At 65.4% G+C, this 13,805-nt stretch carries 12 protein-coding genes; 7 read left to right on the top strand and 5 right to left on the bottom strand.

Features of this window, described 5'->3' with window-relative positions; all coding sequences use genetic code 11:
• Positions 1-32: 32 nt before the first annotated feature.
• From THSYN_RS19005 to THSYN_RS18995, 3 genes are read right to left on the bottom strand one after another with little or no spacing between them, the layout of a single operon-like run.
• Positions 33-2,246, bottom strand: a complete 2,214-nt coding sequence (locus THSYN_RS19005; protein WP_157817784.1) for a multiheme c-type cytochrome — start codon at positions 2,244-2,246, stop codon at positions 33-35.
• Positions 2,247-2,298: 52 nt separating this feature from the next.
• Positions 2,299-2,928, bottom strand: a complete 630-nt coding sequence (locus THSYN_RS19000) for a cytochrome b/b6 domain-containing protein (protein WP_100920502.1) — start codon at positions 2,926-2,928, stop codon at positions 2,299-2,301.
• Positions 2,925-3,908: a cytochrome c3 family protein gene (locus THSYN_RS18995; protein ID WP_100920501.1), complete on the bottom strand. Its 984-nt coding sequence runs from the start codon at positions 3,906-3,908 to the stop codon at positions 2,925-2,927. Before THSYN_RS18995 ends, THSYN_RS19000 begins: the two co-directional genes overlap by 4 nt.
• Positions 3,909-4,263: 355 nt before the next feature.
• Between THSYN_RS18995 and THSYN_RS18990 the strand changes: the two genes are divergently transcribed.
• The 6 genes from THSYN_RS18990 to THSYN_RS18960 all read left to right on the top strand — a co-directional run bounded on the left by THSYN_RS18990 (position 4,264) and on the right by THSYN_RS18960 (position 11,045).
• Entirely contained in the window at positions 4,264-5,457 is a 1,194-nt protein-coding gene (locus THSYN_RS18990) for a hydrogenase small subunit (RefSeq protein ID WP_100920500.1), read from the top strand.
• An 18-nt stretch (positions 5,458-5,475) separates the two neighbouring features.
• Positions 5,476-6,489, top strand: coding sequence for a hydrogenase 2 operon protein HybA (gene hybA, locus THSYN_RS18985; RefSeq protein ID WP_100920499.1), 1,014 nt, complete (start codon positions 5,476-5,478; stop codon positions 6,487-6,489).
• A complete protein-coding gene (hybB, locus tag THSYN_RS18980; RefSeq protein WP_100920498.1) occupies positions 6,482-7,615 on the top strand; it encodes a Ni/Fe-hydrogenase cytochrome b subunit in 1,134 nt (377 codons plus the stop codon). The genes hybA and hybB overlap by 8 nt, the downstream gene beginning before the upstream one ends.
• 72 nt (positions 7,616-7,687) lie before the next feature.
• Positions 7,688-9,391, top strand: a complete 1,704-nt coding sequence (locus tag THSYN_RS18975) for a nickel-dependent hydrogenase large subunit (protein WP_216644581.1) — start codon at positions 7,688-7,690, stop codon at positions 9,389-9,391.
• Complete coding sequence (locus THSYN_RS37020; RefSeq protein ID WP_335582463.1) at positions 9,375-10,439, top strand: hydrogenase maturation protease; 1,065 nt, start codon at positions 9,375-9,377, stop codon at positions 10,437-10,439. The genes THSYN_RS18975 and THSYN_RS37020 overlap by 17 nt, the downstream gene beginning before the upstream one ends.
• Positions 10,440-10,739: 300 nt before the next feature.
• On the top strand, positions 10,740-11,045 hold the full coding sequence (locus THSYN_RS18960) for a TusE/DsrC/DsvC family sulfur relay protein (protein WP_100920496.1): 306 nt from the start codon (positions 10,740-10,742) through the stop codon (positions 11,043-11,045).
• Positions 11,046-11,079: 34 nt separating this feature from the next.
• On the opposite strand, the gene THSYN_RS18955 is transcribed toward THSYN_RS18960, so the two are convergent.
• Together THSYN_RS18955 and THSYN_RS18950 are read right to left on the bottom strand one after the other, a co-directional pair.
• Positions 11,080-12,408: a HAMP domain-containing sensor histidine kinase gene (locus tag THSYN_RS18955; protein ID WP_100920495.1), complete on the bottom strand. Its 1,329-nt coding sequence runs from the start codon at positions 12,406-12,408 to the stop codon at positions 11,080-11,082.
• Between the two features lie 10 nt (positions 12,409-12,418).
• A complete protein-coding gene (locus tag THSYN_RS18950; protein WP_100920494.1) occupies positions 12,419-13,132 on the bottom strand; it encodes a response regulator in 714 nt (237 codons plus the stop codon).
• 121 nt (positions 13,133-13,253) lie between these two features.
• Here THSYN_RS18950 and THSYN_RS18945 point away from each other — a divergent pair, with 121 nt between their 5' ends.
• Positions 13,254-13,799, top strand: a complete 546-nt coding sequence (locus THSYN_RS18945; RefSeq protein ID WP_157817783.1) for a C39 family peptidase — start codon at positions 13,254-13,256, stop codon at positions 13,797-13,799.
• The last annotated feature ends 6 nt before the right edge of the window (positions 13,800-13,805 follow it).

The raw sequence follows: 13,805 nt of genomic DNA, 5'->3' as shown, positions 1-13,805 counted from the left end.
CCTCTTCATGGATGAGCGTTCTTTCACCCGCGCTATGGGTCTGCGCGTGAGACCGATGGGGCCATGGCGGGTCCCGTCTCACCCGCATCAGCCGGCGGCGGGGCTTCGAGTTGTTCCAACGTCTCCAACTCGGCGACCCGCTCGGGCGGATATCCCAGCCCTTTGAAGTCCATGATGCCGTCGCGCGCATGACAGTCCCGGCAGGCGCGGCCGCGGCGCTGGATGCCGTGGTTGACCATGAGGGTCCCCATCTGGCGCATCCAGTGCGGCTCGACGTTCACCAGCTTGCCGTCCACCAGCGGATACTTGGTCTGCCAGCCTCCGGTCACCCCGAAATAGGACATGAACTCGTCCATCATGTACAGCTTGAAGGGCGTCTGGTACATGCGCTGGATGATGGGATCACGCACCGCCTGCGCGACCGCCGCCCGGGGGTCGCCGGTTTCATAATACACCGGATAGTCGAACGGCAGGATCATGGCGCCGAACGGCCCCTGATTACCCATGTCCTCGTACATCATGGCGTTGAAGAGTTTGAAGGGATAGATCCGACTGTCCCCCGTCGTCATCGCCGTGCGCAGATTCCGGTCGATCATCTGGCGGCGCCGCTCAAGCATCGCCGGGGACAGTTGCGACAGTGGATCGGTTGCGGTCCTGACGTACGACTCGACCTCGATATCGGGATAGGTCTGCTTGAGTGTCAGCGCCGCCGCACGCACCGCGGCGATGACCTCAGGGTCCGTAATGCGTGCCATCTGCTGCATCAGTGGATCGTAGTTGGTCGTCCCGTTCGGATTGTTGCCGAGCGCATTGGCCAGGAAGGTCCCATTGCCGTTGAACCAGAGGAAGGTGAAGCCCTTGCCGACCGCCCCGGAGCGATAGATATCGGTTGGTTCGAAGATCCCCTCATCGGCGTTCCAGGTCGGATGAACCCAATCACGCAACACCACATTGCTCGCCTGCAGCTCCTGGATATGACAGGTCTCGCAGGCCAGGCGGGCCACATGGCCATTGAGTAATGCCTTGTCTTTCGAGCTGTTGTGCGGGGCGCGGCTGTGACAGGTCCGACAGGATACCTCCCGGTCGGGCAGGTCGTTGGCGACCAGATCCACGCCCAGTCGCCCGCGGGGAATCCGGTGCCCCTCGGGCACATGACAATCCGTGCACTGGACCTGTGCCGCGGCATGGACATCATCCTGGGGGCTGAAGGGATTGCCGCGCTTGGCGCCGCGGTGCACGATCCGCTGATGCTCAGTGCCGAGCGCCTGGGCGGCCTGATTGTGCAGATAGGCATCGCCGCCCATGTTGTGCTGATGACAGCGCAGACAGTGGTCGTTGCGAATCGGTCCCACCGCCAGCGCCGCGCGCAGACTGCGATCCTGGTTCCACCGCTGACCATGCGCGTCGCGGATGACATGGCGCTGATTCATGTCGTACTCGGTCGAATGACAGATCAGACAGTCGATCCCGTCCTTGGCGTCGTCCGGCACGTCGCCGATCGGCATCATCTTCTCGGTGGCTGGTTGATAATTGCCGCCGATATGGCATTGACCGCAGCCCTCGCTGCGCAGTTCGACCGCGCCGCCCGCCGCCGCGGGACGGCTGGCGACCAGCGCGGCCCAGCCGGTCCAGGTGAAACTGCCGGGGATACCGCAGGCGCGGTCGATCTTGCCGACCGGGATCTTGCGCGAGCCCCCGGCGTTGACCTGGCGTCCATCATAGCCATAGGTCGAGAAGCCGCCGGAATCGCTCTGGAACTTGAAATGGACGGTATTGACCAGGTTATCGAGGGTGTCGACCGTACGCCGGCGGCCATCAGGCCCGCGCACCGTCATGGTGGCGTGGCAGCCCAGACAGGTGCGCGGCCCCTCGTAACGGCGGATGCCGGCATCGCGAAAATAGTCGATATGCCGGGGCTGGGTGTCCCGGATGAGCGACTGCGTATTCATCAGCATCTCGATCTTGACCTGGCGGGCGAGCGGCGCCTGATCGGCGTCGACGATGGCCGCGGCCCTGGCGTAGCGCGCCTTCCGGCTGAGGTCGCGGGCCAGGGCCTCGAACTGCGGTTCAGTCAGCGTCTGACTGCTCGCATAGGTCAGGAGGGCATTGGTCTTGCCGACATAGGCATCGAACAGCGGCGGATAGATGAACTGGTAGGCCAGCGCCAGCCCGATCAACGCGATGATGGCGAAGCGCAGGCGGCGGCTGGTCGCGAAATGGCGCAAGCGGTACATGGAGGTAGTCATGGTGCGATCCCCGGCGGCCCCTTCGGCAAGGCCGCGGCTGGTGACGGACGGATCATCGGTGCGTCGGCGCCTCGGTCTCACGGTGCCAACCGGTCAACATCGCCCGCGGATTGGTGAGGGGCGTCTCCCCGGTGGTGATGATATAGACATGCACCATCAGAAAGAGTACCAGGCCATAGGCGACCGTCAGGTGGGTCATGGCAATGATCCAGACGGCGCCGATTCCGAACAGTGTCTCGGGCAGGTAGGCTGCAAACAGGAAGGCCCAGCCGCTGAGGATCAGCAAGGGCATCAGCAGATACATCACACCCAGATAGCTCAGTTGCTGCAGGACGTTGAACTTCATCGCGGCAGTCACCGCGAAGGGATGCGGCGCACCGTGGAAGATGCCGTAACCATAGTAGCGGACCTGCGCGCTGAGCCGTCCCGCCAGACCGCGCCACTGCACGCGATAGTGGCGGCCGTTAGCGGTCACCAGATTACCGACGACGAAGCCGATCCAGCCGAGCGTCAGTGCGATGCCGGCGGCATTGTGGATCGGCACCGCCCGTTTGAAGCTCAGCAGCCAGGGGGTGCCGGCATAGTGCATACTGGCACCGGAGACGATCAGCACCAGAAACAGCAGGGCGCTGAGCCAGTGCCAGAGTCGCAGCCAGCGCGGATACAGATAAACGGCACTCATGGTTGCCTCTCCCCTGAGCGTTGATGGGCGCGATAACGACCGACGCCATGGGCCATCAGCCCCAGCGCGGTCAAGCCGATAACGACCAGGCCCAGTGCGTCGATCAGCGGACTGCGGCTCAGGCCGACCACATAGGCCTCGTTGAACACCGCCTTGGCGAACAGCCCGTCGCGGGCCAGGTCCTCCCTGGAACGATAGGCGTAGAGCCGACTGAGCAGACGCTGATTCCCGGAATGACAGTTGACGCAGGTCAGATTGCTCTCCTTGGCCGGCAGGATCTGGTGCGACACCCGTTGCGTCTCATCCGCGCCCACCGCCGGCGGCGTATGGCACTCGACACAGCGCACGGCCAGCCAATGGGCCTCGCGGTTGGGCAGCCAGCGGTGGAGATCGCTCAACGGATCGCGGACCTGCTCGTGACAGGACAGGCAGACCCGGTTATCGTCCTGGACGATCTCGCTGAGCGGTTTGCCGACCGTGGAGACGCGAAAACCGTGCGGGTCGTGACAGGAGTAACAGCCGAAGCCGCGCGCCTGTGGGTCGTCCGAGTTGGCGTGGATGCTCTTGGCGTATTGTGCGGCGATGGCCTGAAACGGGTAGTCGCTGCGTGTGGGGTCCTGCGTGTGGCAACCGACGCAATCGAGTTGCTCACTGGTGGCGGTTTGCGGGTGGGGATAGTACCGGTAGTCCTGCGCGTGACACTTGACGCACGGCAGTTGGCCATGGACCGATTCCGCCAAATCGCGCGGATCGATAAACAGATCGACCAGTTTGCCCGTATCGCCATCCCGGTAGGCCAGGGTTGCCATGGCATGACAGCGCAGACAGGCGCGATTGTCCGGACGCGCGGGAGGGCTCAGCGGTGCGGAGCCGGCAGCCGCACCCTGGGCGATCAGCGGCGCGGCCAGGGCGAAACACATCAGGGACATCAGGGCGGCCAAACGTCGGCCGCGTCGAGGTCCAGGGCTCGTGTCGTTCATTGAGTGTTCCTCGAGTGCTCCTCGCGGCGAAAAGCGGTCGCGGACCGGACCGGCCGGGCAGTCGACGCCATGGGGTCAGACCAAGACTAGCACACGGCGATTCACCTGCTGCCCCGCGGCCCCGCGGCTCCCTTGGATTCAGACCCCTTCGATCAGCGGGCTGTCGCGGTCAGCAATCAAAAATTGGACAAGTTGGAAGATCCGGTCTATAACTAGTCTAGCAGAACATCAGAATATAATTATATTCACATAAGCTTGACAGTTGTCAATGACAACGTGATTTCGGGTCGGCGTGTCGGAGGATGCGCTGACCGGCGGTTGTAACTTTGTCGAGGCGCAAGGTGGGACAGCACGCATGAACACCGAACCACGGGCAGACGAGCAGGCAATCGGCCCCTTTCTGGCCGATCAACTGGAGGTCCGCGGGATCAGTCGCCGCGGTTTCGTGAAGTTTGTGCTCGGCATCACCGCCGCCATGGGTCTGCCGTTTGGCATGACCGCGCGGGTGATGGCGGCGCTGGAGCGGCCTTCCGCACGGCCTTCGGTGATCTGGCTGCATTTTCAGGAGTGCACCGGCTGCACCGAATCCCTGCTGCGGGCGACCCATCCGACCGTCGAGGGCCTGATCCTCGACCTGATCTCGCTCGATTACTCGGAGACCCTGCTGGCGGCGGCCGGCCATCAGGCCGAACGGGCGCTGCACGACGCCATGGAGCAGAACCAGGGCCGGTTCATCCTGGTCGTCGAGGGCTCGGTGCCGACCGCGGACCATGGCAATTTCTGCAAGGTCGCCGGCCGGACGCCCCAGGACATGCTGCACGCGATTGCCCCGCAGGCGGTCGCGGCGGTCGCCATCGGGTCCTGCGCCTCCTGGGGTGGGGTGCAGAGCGCCGCGCCGAATCCGACCGGCGCGGTCGGATTGCGTGAGGCACTGGGACTGGAAGGCATCCTCAAGGCGGATGGCAGCGTCCTGCCCGTCGTCAATCTGCCGGGTTGTCCGGCCTCGCCCTACAACCTGCTGGCGACCCTGCTCTATTACCTGACCCTGCACCGCCTGCCCGAACTCGACGCCAAGGGCCGGCCCAAGTTCGCCTACGCGCGCCTGATCCACGAGAACTGTGAGCGCCGGCCACATTTCGATGCCGGGCGCTTCGCCGAGCAGTTCGGCGACGCCGGCCATCGTCAAGGCTGGTGTCTCTACAAGCTGGGCTGCAAGGGTCCCGAGACCTATGCCAACTGTCCGGCGATCCAGTTCGGCGATGTCGGCGCCAACGCCTGGCCGGTCGGGATCGGTCATCCCTGTTTCGGCTGCGCGGAACAGGGGGTGGGTTTTCACAAGGCCCTGCATGAGCAGGCCAAGGTCCTGTCGGTCACCCCGACCTCGCTCTTCCCCGGGGTTTTCACCGAGCACCCCGGCGGCGTCACGCTGGCCGCGGCGGCGGTCGCGGGCGCGATCGGCGGCGGGGCCTTGGTCTATGCCTTGGAGGCCGGCAACAAACTCAAACAGGCGGAGCGCCAATCCATACCGGCCACGGATGACGAGGCTTGAACGGACCGGAGGCAGCCAATGAACACCAATCGTCGCGATTTTCTCAAGCTCATGGCCGCGGGGGCCGCGACCGCGCTCGCCCCAGTCCCGGCCCAGGCGCGCCCCCCGAAAGCCCTGGCGCCGGGGGCGGTGGGCATCCTCTACGACGCCACGCTCTGTATCGGCTGCAAGGCCTGCGAGGTCGCCTGTAAGTCCGCCAACCAGATGCCGATGGATCACGACTCGGGCCTCGAGCAGGTCCATGGCGTGCGCGGGGTCTGGGATGCCCCGGATGACCTGAACAGCCAGACCATGAGCAAGATCAAGCTCCTTGCTACGGGTGACGGGGGCCAAGGCGGGTTCAGCTTCATCAAGCGTGCCTGCATGCACTGTGTCGATCCCAACTGCGTGTCGGCCTGTCCGGTCAGTGCCCTGACCAAAGACCCCACGACCGGTATCGTCCGGTATAACCCCGATGCGTGCATCGGCTGCCGCTATTGCCAATTGGCCTGTCCGTTCAACGTCCCGAAGTTCGAGTATGACAAGCCCTTCCCGAAGATCGTCAAGTGTCAACTGTGTGCCGAGCGGGTCGCGGACGGCGACATCCCGGCCTGTTGCGCGGCCTGTCCGACCGGCGCCTGTCTGTTCGGGCCGGTCACTGATCTCTTGGGTGAGGGACATCGGCGGCTGGCCTTCCAGCCCGGCGAGTCCCAGGACTATCCACTGCACCGACTGGGGAGCGGTGACCAGCGCACGGCCAGGGTGACCGGCTATGTGCCGAGCATCTATGGCGAGACCGAGACCGGCGGCACCCAGCAATTGCTGATGGCGGGCGTGCCCTTCGCTCAGTTGGGACTGCCGCCGCTCGGCAACGACTCGCGCGCCCGGCTCTCCGAGACCATTCAGCACACCCTGTATCAGGGCATGGTCGCACCCGCGCTGCTGTTCGGCGGACTGGTCTATACGGTCTTCCGCAACGCCCGCGAGGGCTGCGAGGACCCGGCGCCCCCGGCCGATGCAAACACTGAGCCGCAGGAGGATCACCATGACTGAGGTCTATCGTCCCGTCGGCGGTCGGCTACTGACCCCGCAGTTCTATTTCATGGGGACCCTGGCACTGATCGCGGGTTACTTCCTGGTGCGCCGCTTCGTCTTTGGGATCGGCGACGTCGCCAATCTCAGTGACGGCTTCCCCTGGGGGCTGTGGATTACCTATGACGTGGTCGTCGGCACCGCCTTGGCGTGCGGCGGGTATGCGATGGCGATCCTGGTCTATGTCTTCCACCGCTGCCAATTCCATCCGATGATTCGGGCGGCACTCCTGACCAGTGTCTTCGGTTATACCCTGGCGGGGGCCTCGATCGTGGTGGATGTCGGGCGCTACTGGAATCTCTATAATGTCTTCCTGCCGCAATACATCAATCTCCGCTCGGTGATGCTGGAGGTGGCCCTGTGCGTGACCACCTATACCCTGGTGCTGTGGATCGAATTTTCACCCACGATCCTGGAGGCCATGAAGGCCAACCGCCTGCTGCGGCTGATGCGCCACCTGTTGTTCCTGTTCATCGGGGTCGGCATCCTGCTGCCGACCATGCACCAGTCGTCGCTGGGATCGCTGCTGATCATCGCCGGGTACAAGGTCCATCCCCTCTGGCAGAGCAATCTGATCCCGCTGCTGTTTCTGATCACGGCCGTGGCCATGGGTTATGGCATGGTGGTGTTCGAGTCGCTCTACGCCGCGGTCAATCTGGGGCGTCGGCTCGAAACCGCCATGCTCGCGCGCATCGGCGCGATCATCCCCTGGCTGCTGATCGTCTGGCTGGTGCTGCGGATCGGGGATCTCGGCCTCGCCGGCAAGCTCGGATTGCTGTTACAGCCCGGACCTGAGCCGATCCTGTTCGCGGCGGAAACGGCCCTGTTCATCTATGCTGGCTTCATCCTGCTCGACCCGCACCGACGCATCCGACCCAGCGCCCTCTTCTGGAGCGCTCTGGCGGTGGTACTGGGCGGTGCGCTCTATCGCTTCAATGCCTTCCTGATCGCCTATGATCCGGGTCCCGGTTGGCACTATTTTCCGGCGGTCGGCGAGATGATGATCACCCTGGGCTTTTTCGCTTTCGGGATCATGGCTTATCTGTTCTTCGTCAAGAAGACGCCGGTGTTGTCCGCGAAGCCTTAGTAACGACGCGACGAGTATTCCCCAATGCGCGGCGCCTGGGCGCCACCCGCAAACCAATTGGAGACCCCGACCGTGAGCACCAAACGCATTTCTATCGATCCGGTGACCCGTATCGAGGGACACCTGCGGATCGATTGTGACATCCGGGACGGCAAGGTCGTCGATGCCTGGTCCAGCGGTCAGATGTGGCGCGGGATCGAGACCATCCTGAGCGGGCGCGATCCCCGCGACGCCTGGCTCTATACGCAACGTATCTGCGGGGTCTGCACCACGGTCCATGCGATCTGCTCGGTGCGCGCCGTGGAAAACGCCCTGGGGCTGGAGATTCCACTCAACGCCCAGTTGCTTCGTAACCTGATCATGGCCGCCCATGGCATTCATGATCATATCGTGCATTTCTATCAACTCTCCGCGCTGGACTGGGTGGATGTCGTCTCCGCGCTGGACGCCGATCCACAGGCCACCGCAACGCTGGCGCAAGGTCTGTCGAACTGGCCCAACAACAGCGCCGCACACTTCGCCGAGGTCCAGGGGCGGGTCAGGAAATTCGTCGCCGGCGGGCAGCTCGGGATCTTCGCCCACGGCTATTGGGGACACCCGGCGATGAAGCTGCCGCCCGCGGCCAATCTGATGGCAGTCGCCCATTATCTGGAGGCGCTCGACTATCAGCGCCGGGCCAACCAGATCGTCGCCATCCTGGGCGGCAAGACCCCGCACATCCAGAACCTGGCGGTCGGCGGGGTCGCCAACGCGATCAACCCGGATGAGCAGTCCGCCTTGAACATGGAGCGGCTCGCCTATGTCCGAACGCTCATGGACGAGTTAGGCGGTTTCGTGCGGGAGGTGTATCTGCCCGATGTCACCGCCATCGCGGGGCTCTACGCGGCCTGGCTGCCCTATGGCGAGGGCGTCACCCATTATCTTTCCGCACCCGATTTTCCGCGCGATGCCAAGGGTACCGACTTCGGCATGCCGGGCGGCTATATCCCGAATGCCGATCTCGCCCGGTTTCACCCGCTCACCCACTTCGGCGACCCCTATTTCGAGCAGAATGTCAAGGAGAGCATCAAGCACAGTTGGTATCAGGGGGACTGGACCCGTTCGCCCTATGAGGAGGACACCGTTCCCCACTATACCGACTTCAACCAGGAAGGCGCCTATTCCTGGGTCAAGTCGCCCTCGTTCGCCGGCCTGCCGGCGCAGGTCGGCCCGCTCGCCAATGTCCTGGCGATGGTGGCCGCGGGCCATGAAGGCACCAAGCGCTATCTGGATCTGGCGCTTGCGCGCATCGCCGCCGTGACCGGCTCCGCGGTGCCGGTCACGGCGCTGCACTCGACCCTGGGCCGGCACGCGGCACGCTGCGTGCGCACCCAGGTGCTCTATGACATGCTGCTGGAAAACTACGAGGCCCTGATCGCCAACATCGCCGGCGGCGACTACACCAGTTTCAATCCGCCGATCTTTCCCAAGGGCGAACAGATGGGCTTCGGGTTCCACGAGGCCCCGCGCGGCATCCTGTCGCACTGGATCGTGATCGAGAACGGCAAGATCAAGAACTACCAGGCCGTGGTGCCCTCGACCTGGAACGCCGGGCCGCGCAACCAGGACGACGCGCGCGGACCCTACGAGGCGGCCCTGATCGGCAATCCCGTCCTCGACGAGGAACGCCCGTTGGAGGTGTTGCGCACCGTGCACTCGTTCGATCCCTGCCTGGCCTGCGCGATCCATTTGCACGATAACGAGCGGCAACGGGTGATCCGTGTCAGCACTGTCTGAATCGGCGGGACCGCAAGGCACCAGCGGTATCTTGCTGCTGGGATTGGGCAATCTGCTCTTGGGCGACGAGGGCCTGGGTGTCCATGTGCTGCGGCGGCTCGTCGCCGGATACCACTGCGAGCCGCCGATCACCCTGATCGATGGCGGCACGGCCGGTTTGGAATTGTTGCCGCTGTTTCGGGACCATGCCCGGATTCTGCTGATCGATGCCCTGGACAGCGACCGGCCGCCGGGCACGGTCAGCCTGATCCGCGATCAGGACATCCGGCGCGCCCTGGAGGTCAAACTCACCCTGCATCATCTGGGCCTCGCCGAGGTGTTGGCGCTGCTCGCTCTGCTCGATGAGATGCCCGCCGAACTGGTATTGATCGGCGTGGCGCCGCAACGCATGGCCCTGGACCTCGAACTGTCGCCCGCCATCACCGCGGCCATCCCCGTGGTCATCGCGGCCGTGCAATCGGTTCTGGCCGGGTGGGGGGTGCGCCTTGACCCGGTCGCCGCGCCAGGGCAGCAAGTGTGCCGGCGCGCAAACCTGACCAACCCAACCAACGAGGATCATTCGATGAACGCAATCGACAATTTCTCCTGTCTGCGCCGCTCCCCACTCAGTGAGGGCCTGACGGATGATCAACTGCGGGCCTTGACCGGCATTACCTGCTGCCGGCGCCTCCAGGACCACGAGGTCTTGATCGAAGAGGGCAAGATCGACAACAGTCTGCACGTCATTACCGAGGGGGCCCTGGCCGTGACCCGGAACCTGGGCAAGGGAGACTACACCACGATCCACGTCCTGCGCACGGGCGACATGGCCGGGGAGATGGGCTTCGTCACCGGTCGGCCGCACTCCGCGACCCTGCGATCCCTGGGTTGCACCCAGGTGTGCAGTTTCGAGCGCGCCGCGTTCGAGGACCTGGTGACCGACGAACCCTGGATGATCTATCGGGTGATGCAGAACATCGTTCAGGTAGGGCATGGTATCCTGCGCCGGATGAACGCCGAGTACGTGGAGCTCACCAAGTACATCACCCAGTCCCACGGCGTCTATTGAGCGCACCGCGCGGCAGCCGTCTAGTGCCCCTCGGCCGCCACCTGCCAGGTCAACGCAACCGACTGATCTTCTAACGCCCTCTCCCCTTGTGGGGGAGGGCTGGGGCGGGCGGCTGAACGGCTACCCGGGGGGTCGGTAGGCGTTCGCCGGTTCGTCGCCGCGGGCGCCAGGCCGACTCATCATCCCCGCCCGGCACGCCCGCGCGCGCTCACACCAAACCGCCGCGCATTGATTCCCCAGGGTCCGCCTCCAGTTTCCTACAACATCGAACCGTACCCCCGATCATGAGGAGCGAAAATCATGTCAACGGCTGTGCTGAAGGTCCCTGTGGATGGTGAGGGCTTCCTGGTTGACCGCGACGACTGGAGCGAGGAGATTGCCGCGGCGCTTGCCCGCGGCGACGGCTTTGAACTGACCCAGCAGGTGCGCGACTTCATCAACGAGGCCCGTGCGATGTACGAACAAGACGGCGTGGTACCGCCGCTGCGCATCTTCGCCAAGAAGCAGGGTGTCACCACCAAGGACCTCTACGAGATCTTCAAGAAGGGACCCATGAAGCTCATCTGCAAATGGGGTGGTCTGCCCAAGCCGACCGGTTGTGTCTGAACCTTTGGGGTGATCCTTCGCCGATCGTGGTAGTTTACTGCGCCATCGGCTCGCCAATGGGTGTCGGCACCCTCACCCAGGCTGCCAAGCCGCCGCCGCGGCGATTCTCCAACCAGACCTGCCAGCCGTTGGCCTGGGCCAACTGGCGCACGATGGCCAGCCCCAGCCCGGTGCCCCCAGTGACCGGGCTGCGGGAGGCGTCGACCCGGTGGAAGGGCCGGAAGACCGCCTCCAGTTGGTCCTCCGGGATGCCCGGACCCTGGTCGATGATGCCGATAAGGCAGGCGCCGTCGCTCAATTGCGCGCGCAGTTCGATCGGTGCGGCGCCGGCATAGCGCTGTGCGTTGGCCAGGAGGTTGCCGAGCACCCGCCGCAAGGCCGCGGGCGGGGCGCTGAGGCACAGGTCCGGACACTGCACTGTGACCTCGGCGCCGGCCTCCCAGGCGCGCCCGGCCAAGGCCTCCAGCATGGCGGTCAGGTCCACCGGTACCGCGGCCTCGCCGTCCAGGCCGCGGGCCAGTTCCAGGACGTCCCCCACCAGCCGGTTCATCTCCTCCACATCGGTTTCCAGCCGCTCGATCCAGGTCGGATCGGGGCGCCGCTGGAGCATCGCGAGCGCCAGGCGCATCCGTGCCAGCGGGGTGCGCAGGTCGTGGGACAGGCCCGCCAGCAGGGTGGTCCGCGCCTCCAGCAGGTCATGGACCTGGCGGGCCAATTGGTTGAAGCGGCGCGCCAGGCACGCCAGTTCGCGTGGACCCGTCTCCGGCAGGAGCTCCGGGGTCGCGCCGCGGCCGAGGACGGCGGCGGCGGCGTCAAAACGCTTGAGCGGCGCCACCGTGCTGTGACCGAGCCACCAGGCGGCAAGGCCAGCCAGGAGCAGGGCGGCCGACAGGGTCAGCAGGGCGGCGGCCAGCGGCTGGGGGCCGACGCGGCTGCGCGCAAAGCCCAGCCATAGCGTCCGGCCGGCCGTCGGCACCCCAGCCCACAACCAGGGCTCGGCCCCCGCGGCGACGCTCGCCAAGTCCAGGGGCGCCCCGGTGCGTTGTGTCAGTTGCGCCTCCAGTTCGCGCACATAGATGCCGTGCCAAGCCGTCCACACCGCCCCCGGCGGCGGCGCGGCGGCCAGCGTCAGCCCGTGGGACGCCGTCAGTTCCCGCTCGAAGGCCGGGCGGGTCTCGGGCGGCAGTTCGGCCCAGGTCTGGGCGGCAAGCACCATCAGGCCGGCCAGATCGCTGGTCGCCCGCCGGGCCAGGGGCTGCATGAGCAGGAAGACCACGGCGAGCGTCGTCAGCACCTCGAACAACACGAAGACCAGGGCGAGCCGCAGCGCGTTCTGCTGGCGCAGCGTCAGATTCCAGGACATGCGACCGGCCCTAGGATTCGGCGCCGCGCGGATTGAACAGATAGCCCGCGCCGCGCAGGGTGCGGACATAGACCGGATTGGCAGGGTCGGGCTCGATCTTGCGCCGCAGGCGTGCTACCCGGATGTCCACGGTGCGGTCATAGGGATCGCGCTCGTAGCCCTTGAGGAGATCCAGGAGCAGGTCCCGGGACAGCACCCGATTGGGCCGCTCGATGAAGACCTTGAGCAGGTCGTACTCGGCGCCGGACAGGCCGAGGTCCTGGTCCCCGCGCAGCAGCCGACGGGCCCCCTGGTCGAGCCGGTAGGGGCCGAAGCGCTCCCCCTGCGGGTGCGGTGTCGGCGTCGGTGCCGGGCCTTGGGCTCGCCGCAGCAGGGCGCGCAGGCGGGCCAGTAACTCCCGTGGGCTGAAGGGCTTGGCCAGGTAGTCGTCGGCGCCGAGTTCCAGGCCTACCACCCGGTCGATCTCCTCGCCGCGGGCCGACAGCATCAGGATCGGCACGCTGGAGTGCGTCCGCAACGCGCGGGTGAGGACCAGGCCGTCTTCGTTGGGCAGCATCAGGTCCAGGACGATGGCATCCGGCATGGCCTGTTGCATGGCGCGGCGCATCGCGTCCCCGTCGCCGGCCAGGTCGACGACGAAGCCGGTGTCGGTGAGATAGGCGCAGAGGAGGTCCCGCAGTGCGGGATCATCGTCTACCACCAGGATGCGGGCGCTGGGGTTCATGCCGTCATCTTAGCCGAGAACGCGGCGTCGCTGACCGCACGGATACACGCCGTTACACACCGATACAGGCCGCTACGGCGCTGACAAGGTGTTGCTACAGGGCGGGTCGAGCATGGGCACCATGATCACCAAGGCCGTTCTGAGTATTTTCACCGCCACCCTGTGCCTGGCCGCGGCGCCGGCGCCGGCGCAGACACCGCAACCGTTTCGCAGCCTCAAGGAAATCCGAGAGCGCGGTGTCGTCATGCAGCAGTGGGAAAGCAGTTGTGCCGCGGCAGCGGTGGCCACGGTGCTCACCTACGGCTTCAACGATCCGGTCAGCGAGCGCCTCGCCGCCGCGCGCATGCTGGAGCTGACCGCCCCGGCCAAGGTCAAGGCGCGCGGCGGGTTCTCCTTGCTGGACTTGCAGCACTTCGTCACGGGTCGCGGTTATCGGGGCAGTGCCTACCAGCACCTCGGATTCGATGACCTGCGCGTCTTTCACGCCCCCATCGTGCCCATCAATCAGCACGGCTACAACCATTATGTGGTGTTCAACGGGGTCACGGGCGATCGGGTCTTACTCGCCGACCCGGCCTTTGGGAACCGCACCCTGTCCATCGCCGGCTTCACTGCCGTCTGGATGGAGGGAATGGCCTTTGTCGTTACCCGCCCGCCGTCTCCCTGAGTATCA

Source organism: Candidatus Thiodictyon syntrophicum, from assembly GCF_002813775.1.
In the GTDB taxonomy this organism is placed as follows: Bacteria; Pseudomonadota; Gammaproteobacteria; order Chromatiales; family Chromatiaceae; genus Thiodictyon; species Thiodictyon syntrophicum.
The sequence above is the reverse complement of the archived record's forward strand: the minus strand, read 5'-3'. Positions and strand labels throughout refer to the sequence as shown.

Bases quoted from the DNA above. Each gene is read 5' to 3' on its own strand.
- THSYN_RS19005 (WP_157817784.1), bottom strand. From the start codon at position 2,246: ATGACTACCTCCATGTACCGCTTGCGCCATTTCGCGACCAGCCGCCGC.
- THSYN_RS19000 (WP_100920502.1), bottom strand. From the start codon at position 2,928: ATGAGTGCCGTTTATCTGTATCCGCGCTGGCTGCGACTCTGGCACTGG.
- THSYN_RS18995 (WP_100920501.1), bottom strand. From the start codon at position 3,908: ATGAACGACACGAGCCCTGGACCTCGACGCGGCCGACGTTTGGCCGCC.
- THSYN_RS18990 (WP_100920500.1), top strand. From the start codon at position 4,264: ATGAACACCGAACCACGGGCAGACGAGCAGGCAATCGGCCCCTTTCTG.
- hybA (WP_100920499.1), top strand. From the start codon at position 5,476: ATGAACACCAATCGTCGCGATTTTCTCAAGCTCATGGCCGCGGGGGCC.
- hybB (WP_100920498.1), top strand. From the start codon at position 6,482: ATGACTGAGGTCTATCGTCCCGTCGGCGGTCGGCTACTGACCCCGCAG.
- THSYN_RS18960 (WP_100920496.1), top strand. From the start codon at position 10,740: ATGTCAACGGCTGTGCTGAAGGTCCCTGTGGATGGTGAGGGCTTCCTG.
- THSYN_RS18955 (WP_100920495.1), bottom strand. From the start codon at position 12,408: ATGTCCTGGAATCTGACGCTGCGCCAGCAGAACGCGCTGCGGCTCGCC.
- THSYN_RS18950 (WP_100920494.1), bottom strand. From the start codon at position 13,132: ATGAACCCCAGCGCCCGCATCCTGGTGGTAGACGATGATCCCGCACTG.
- THSYN_RS18945 (WP_157817783.1), top strand. From the start codon at position 13,254: ATGATCACCAAGGCCGTTCTGAGTATTTTCACCGCCACCCTGTGCCTG.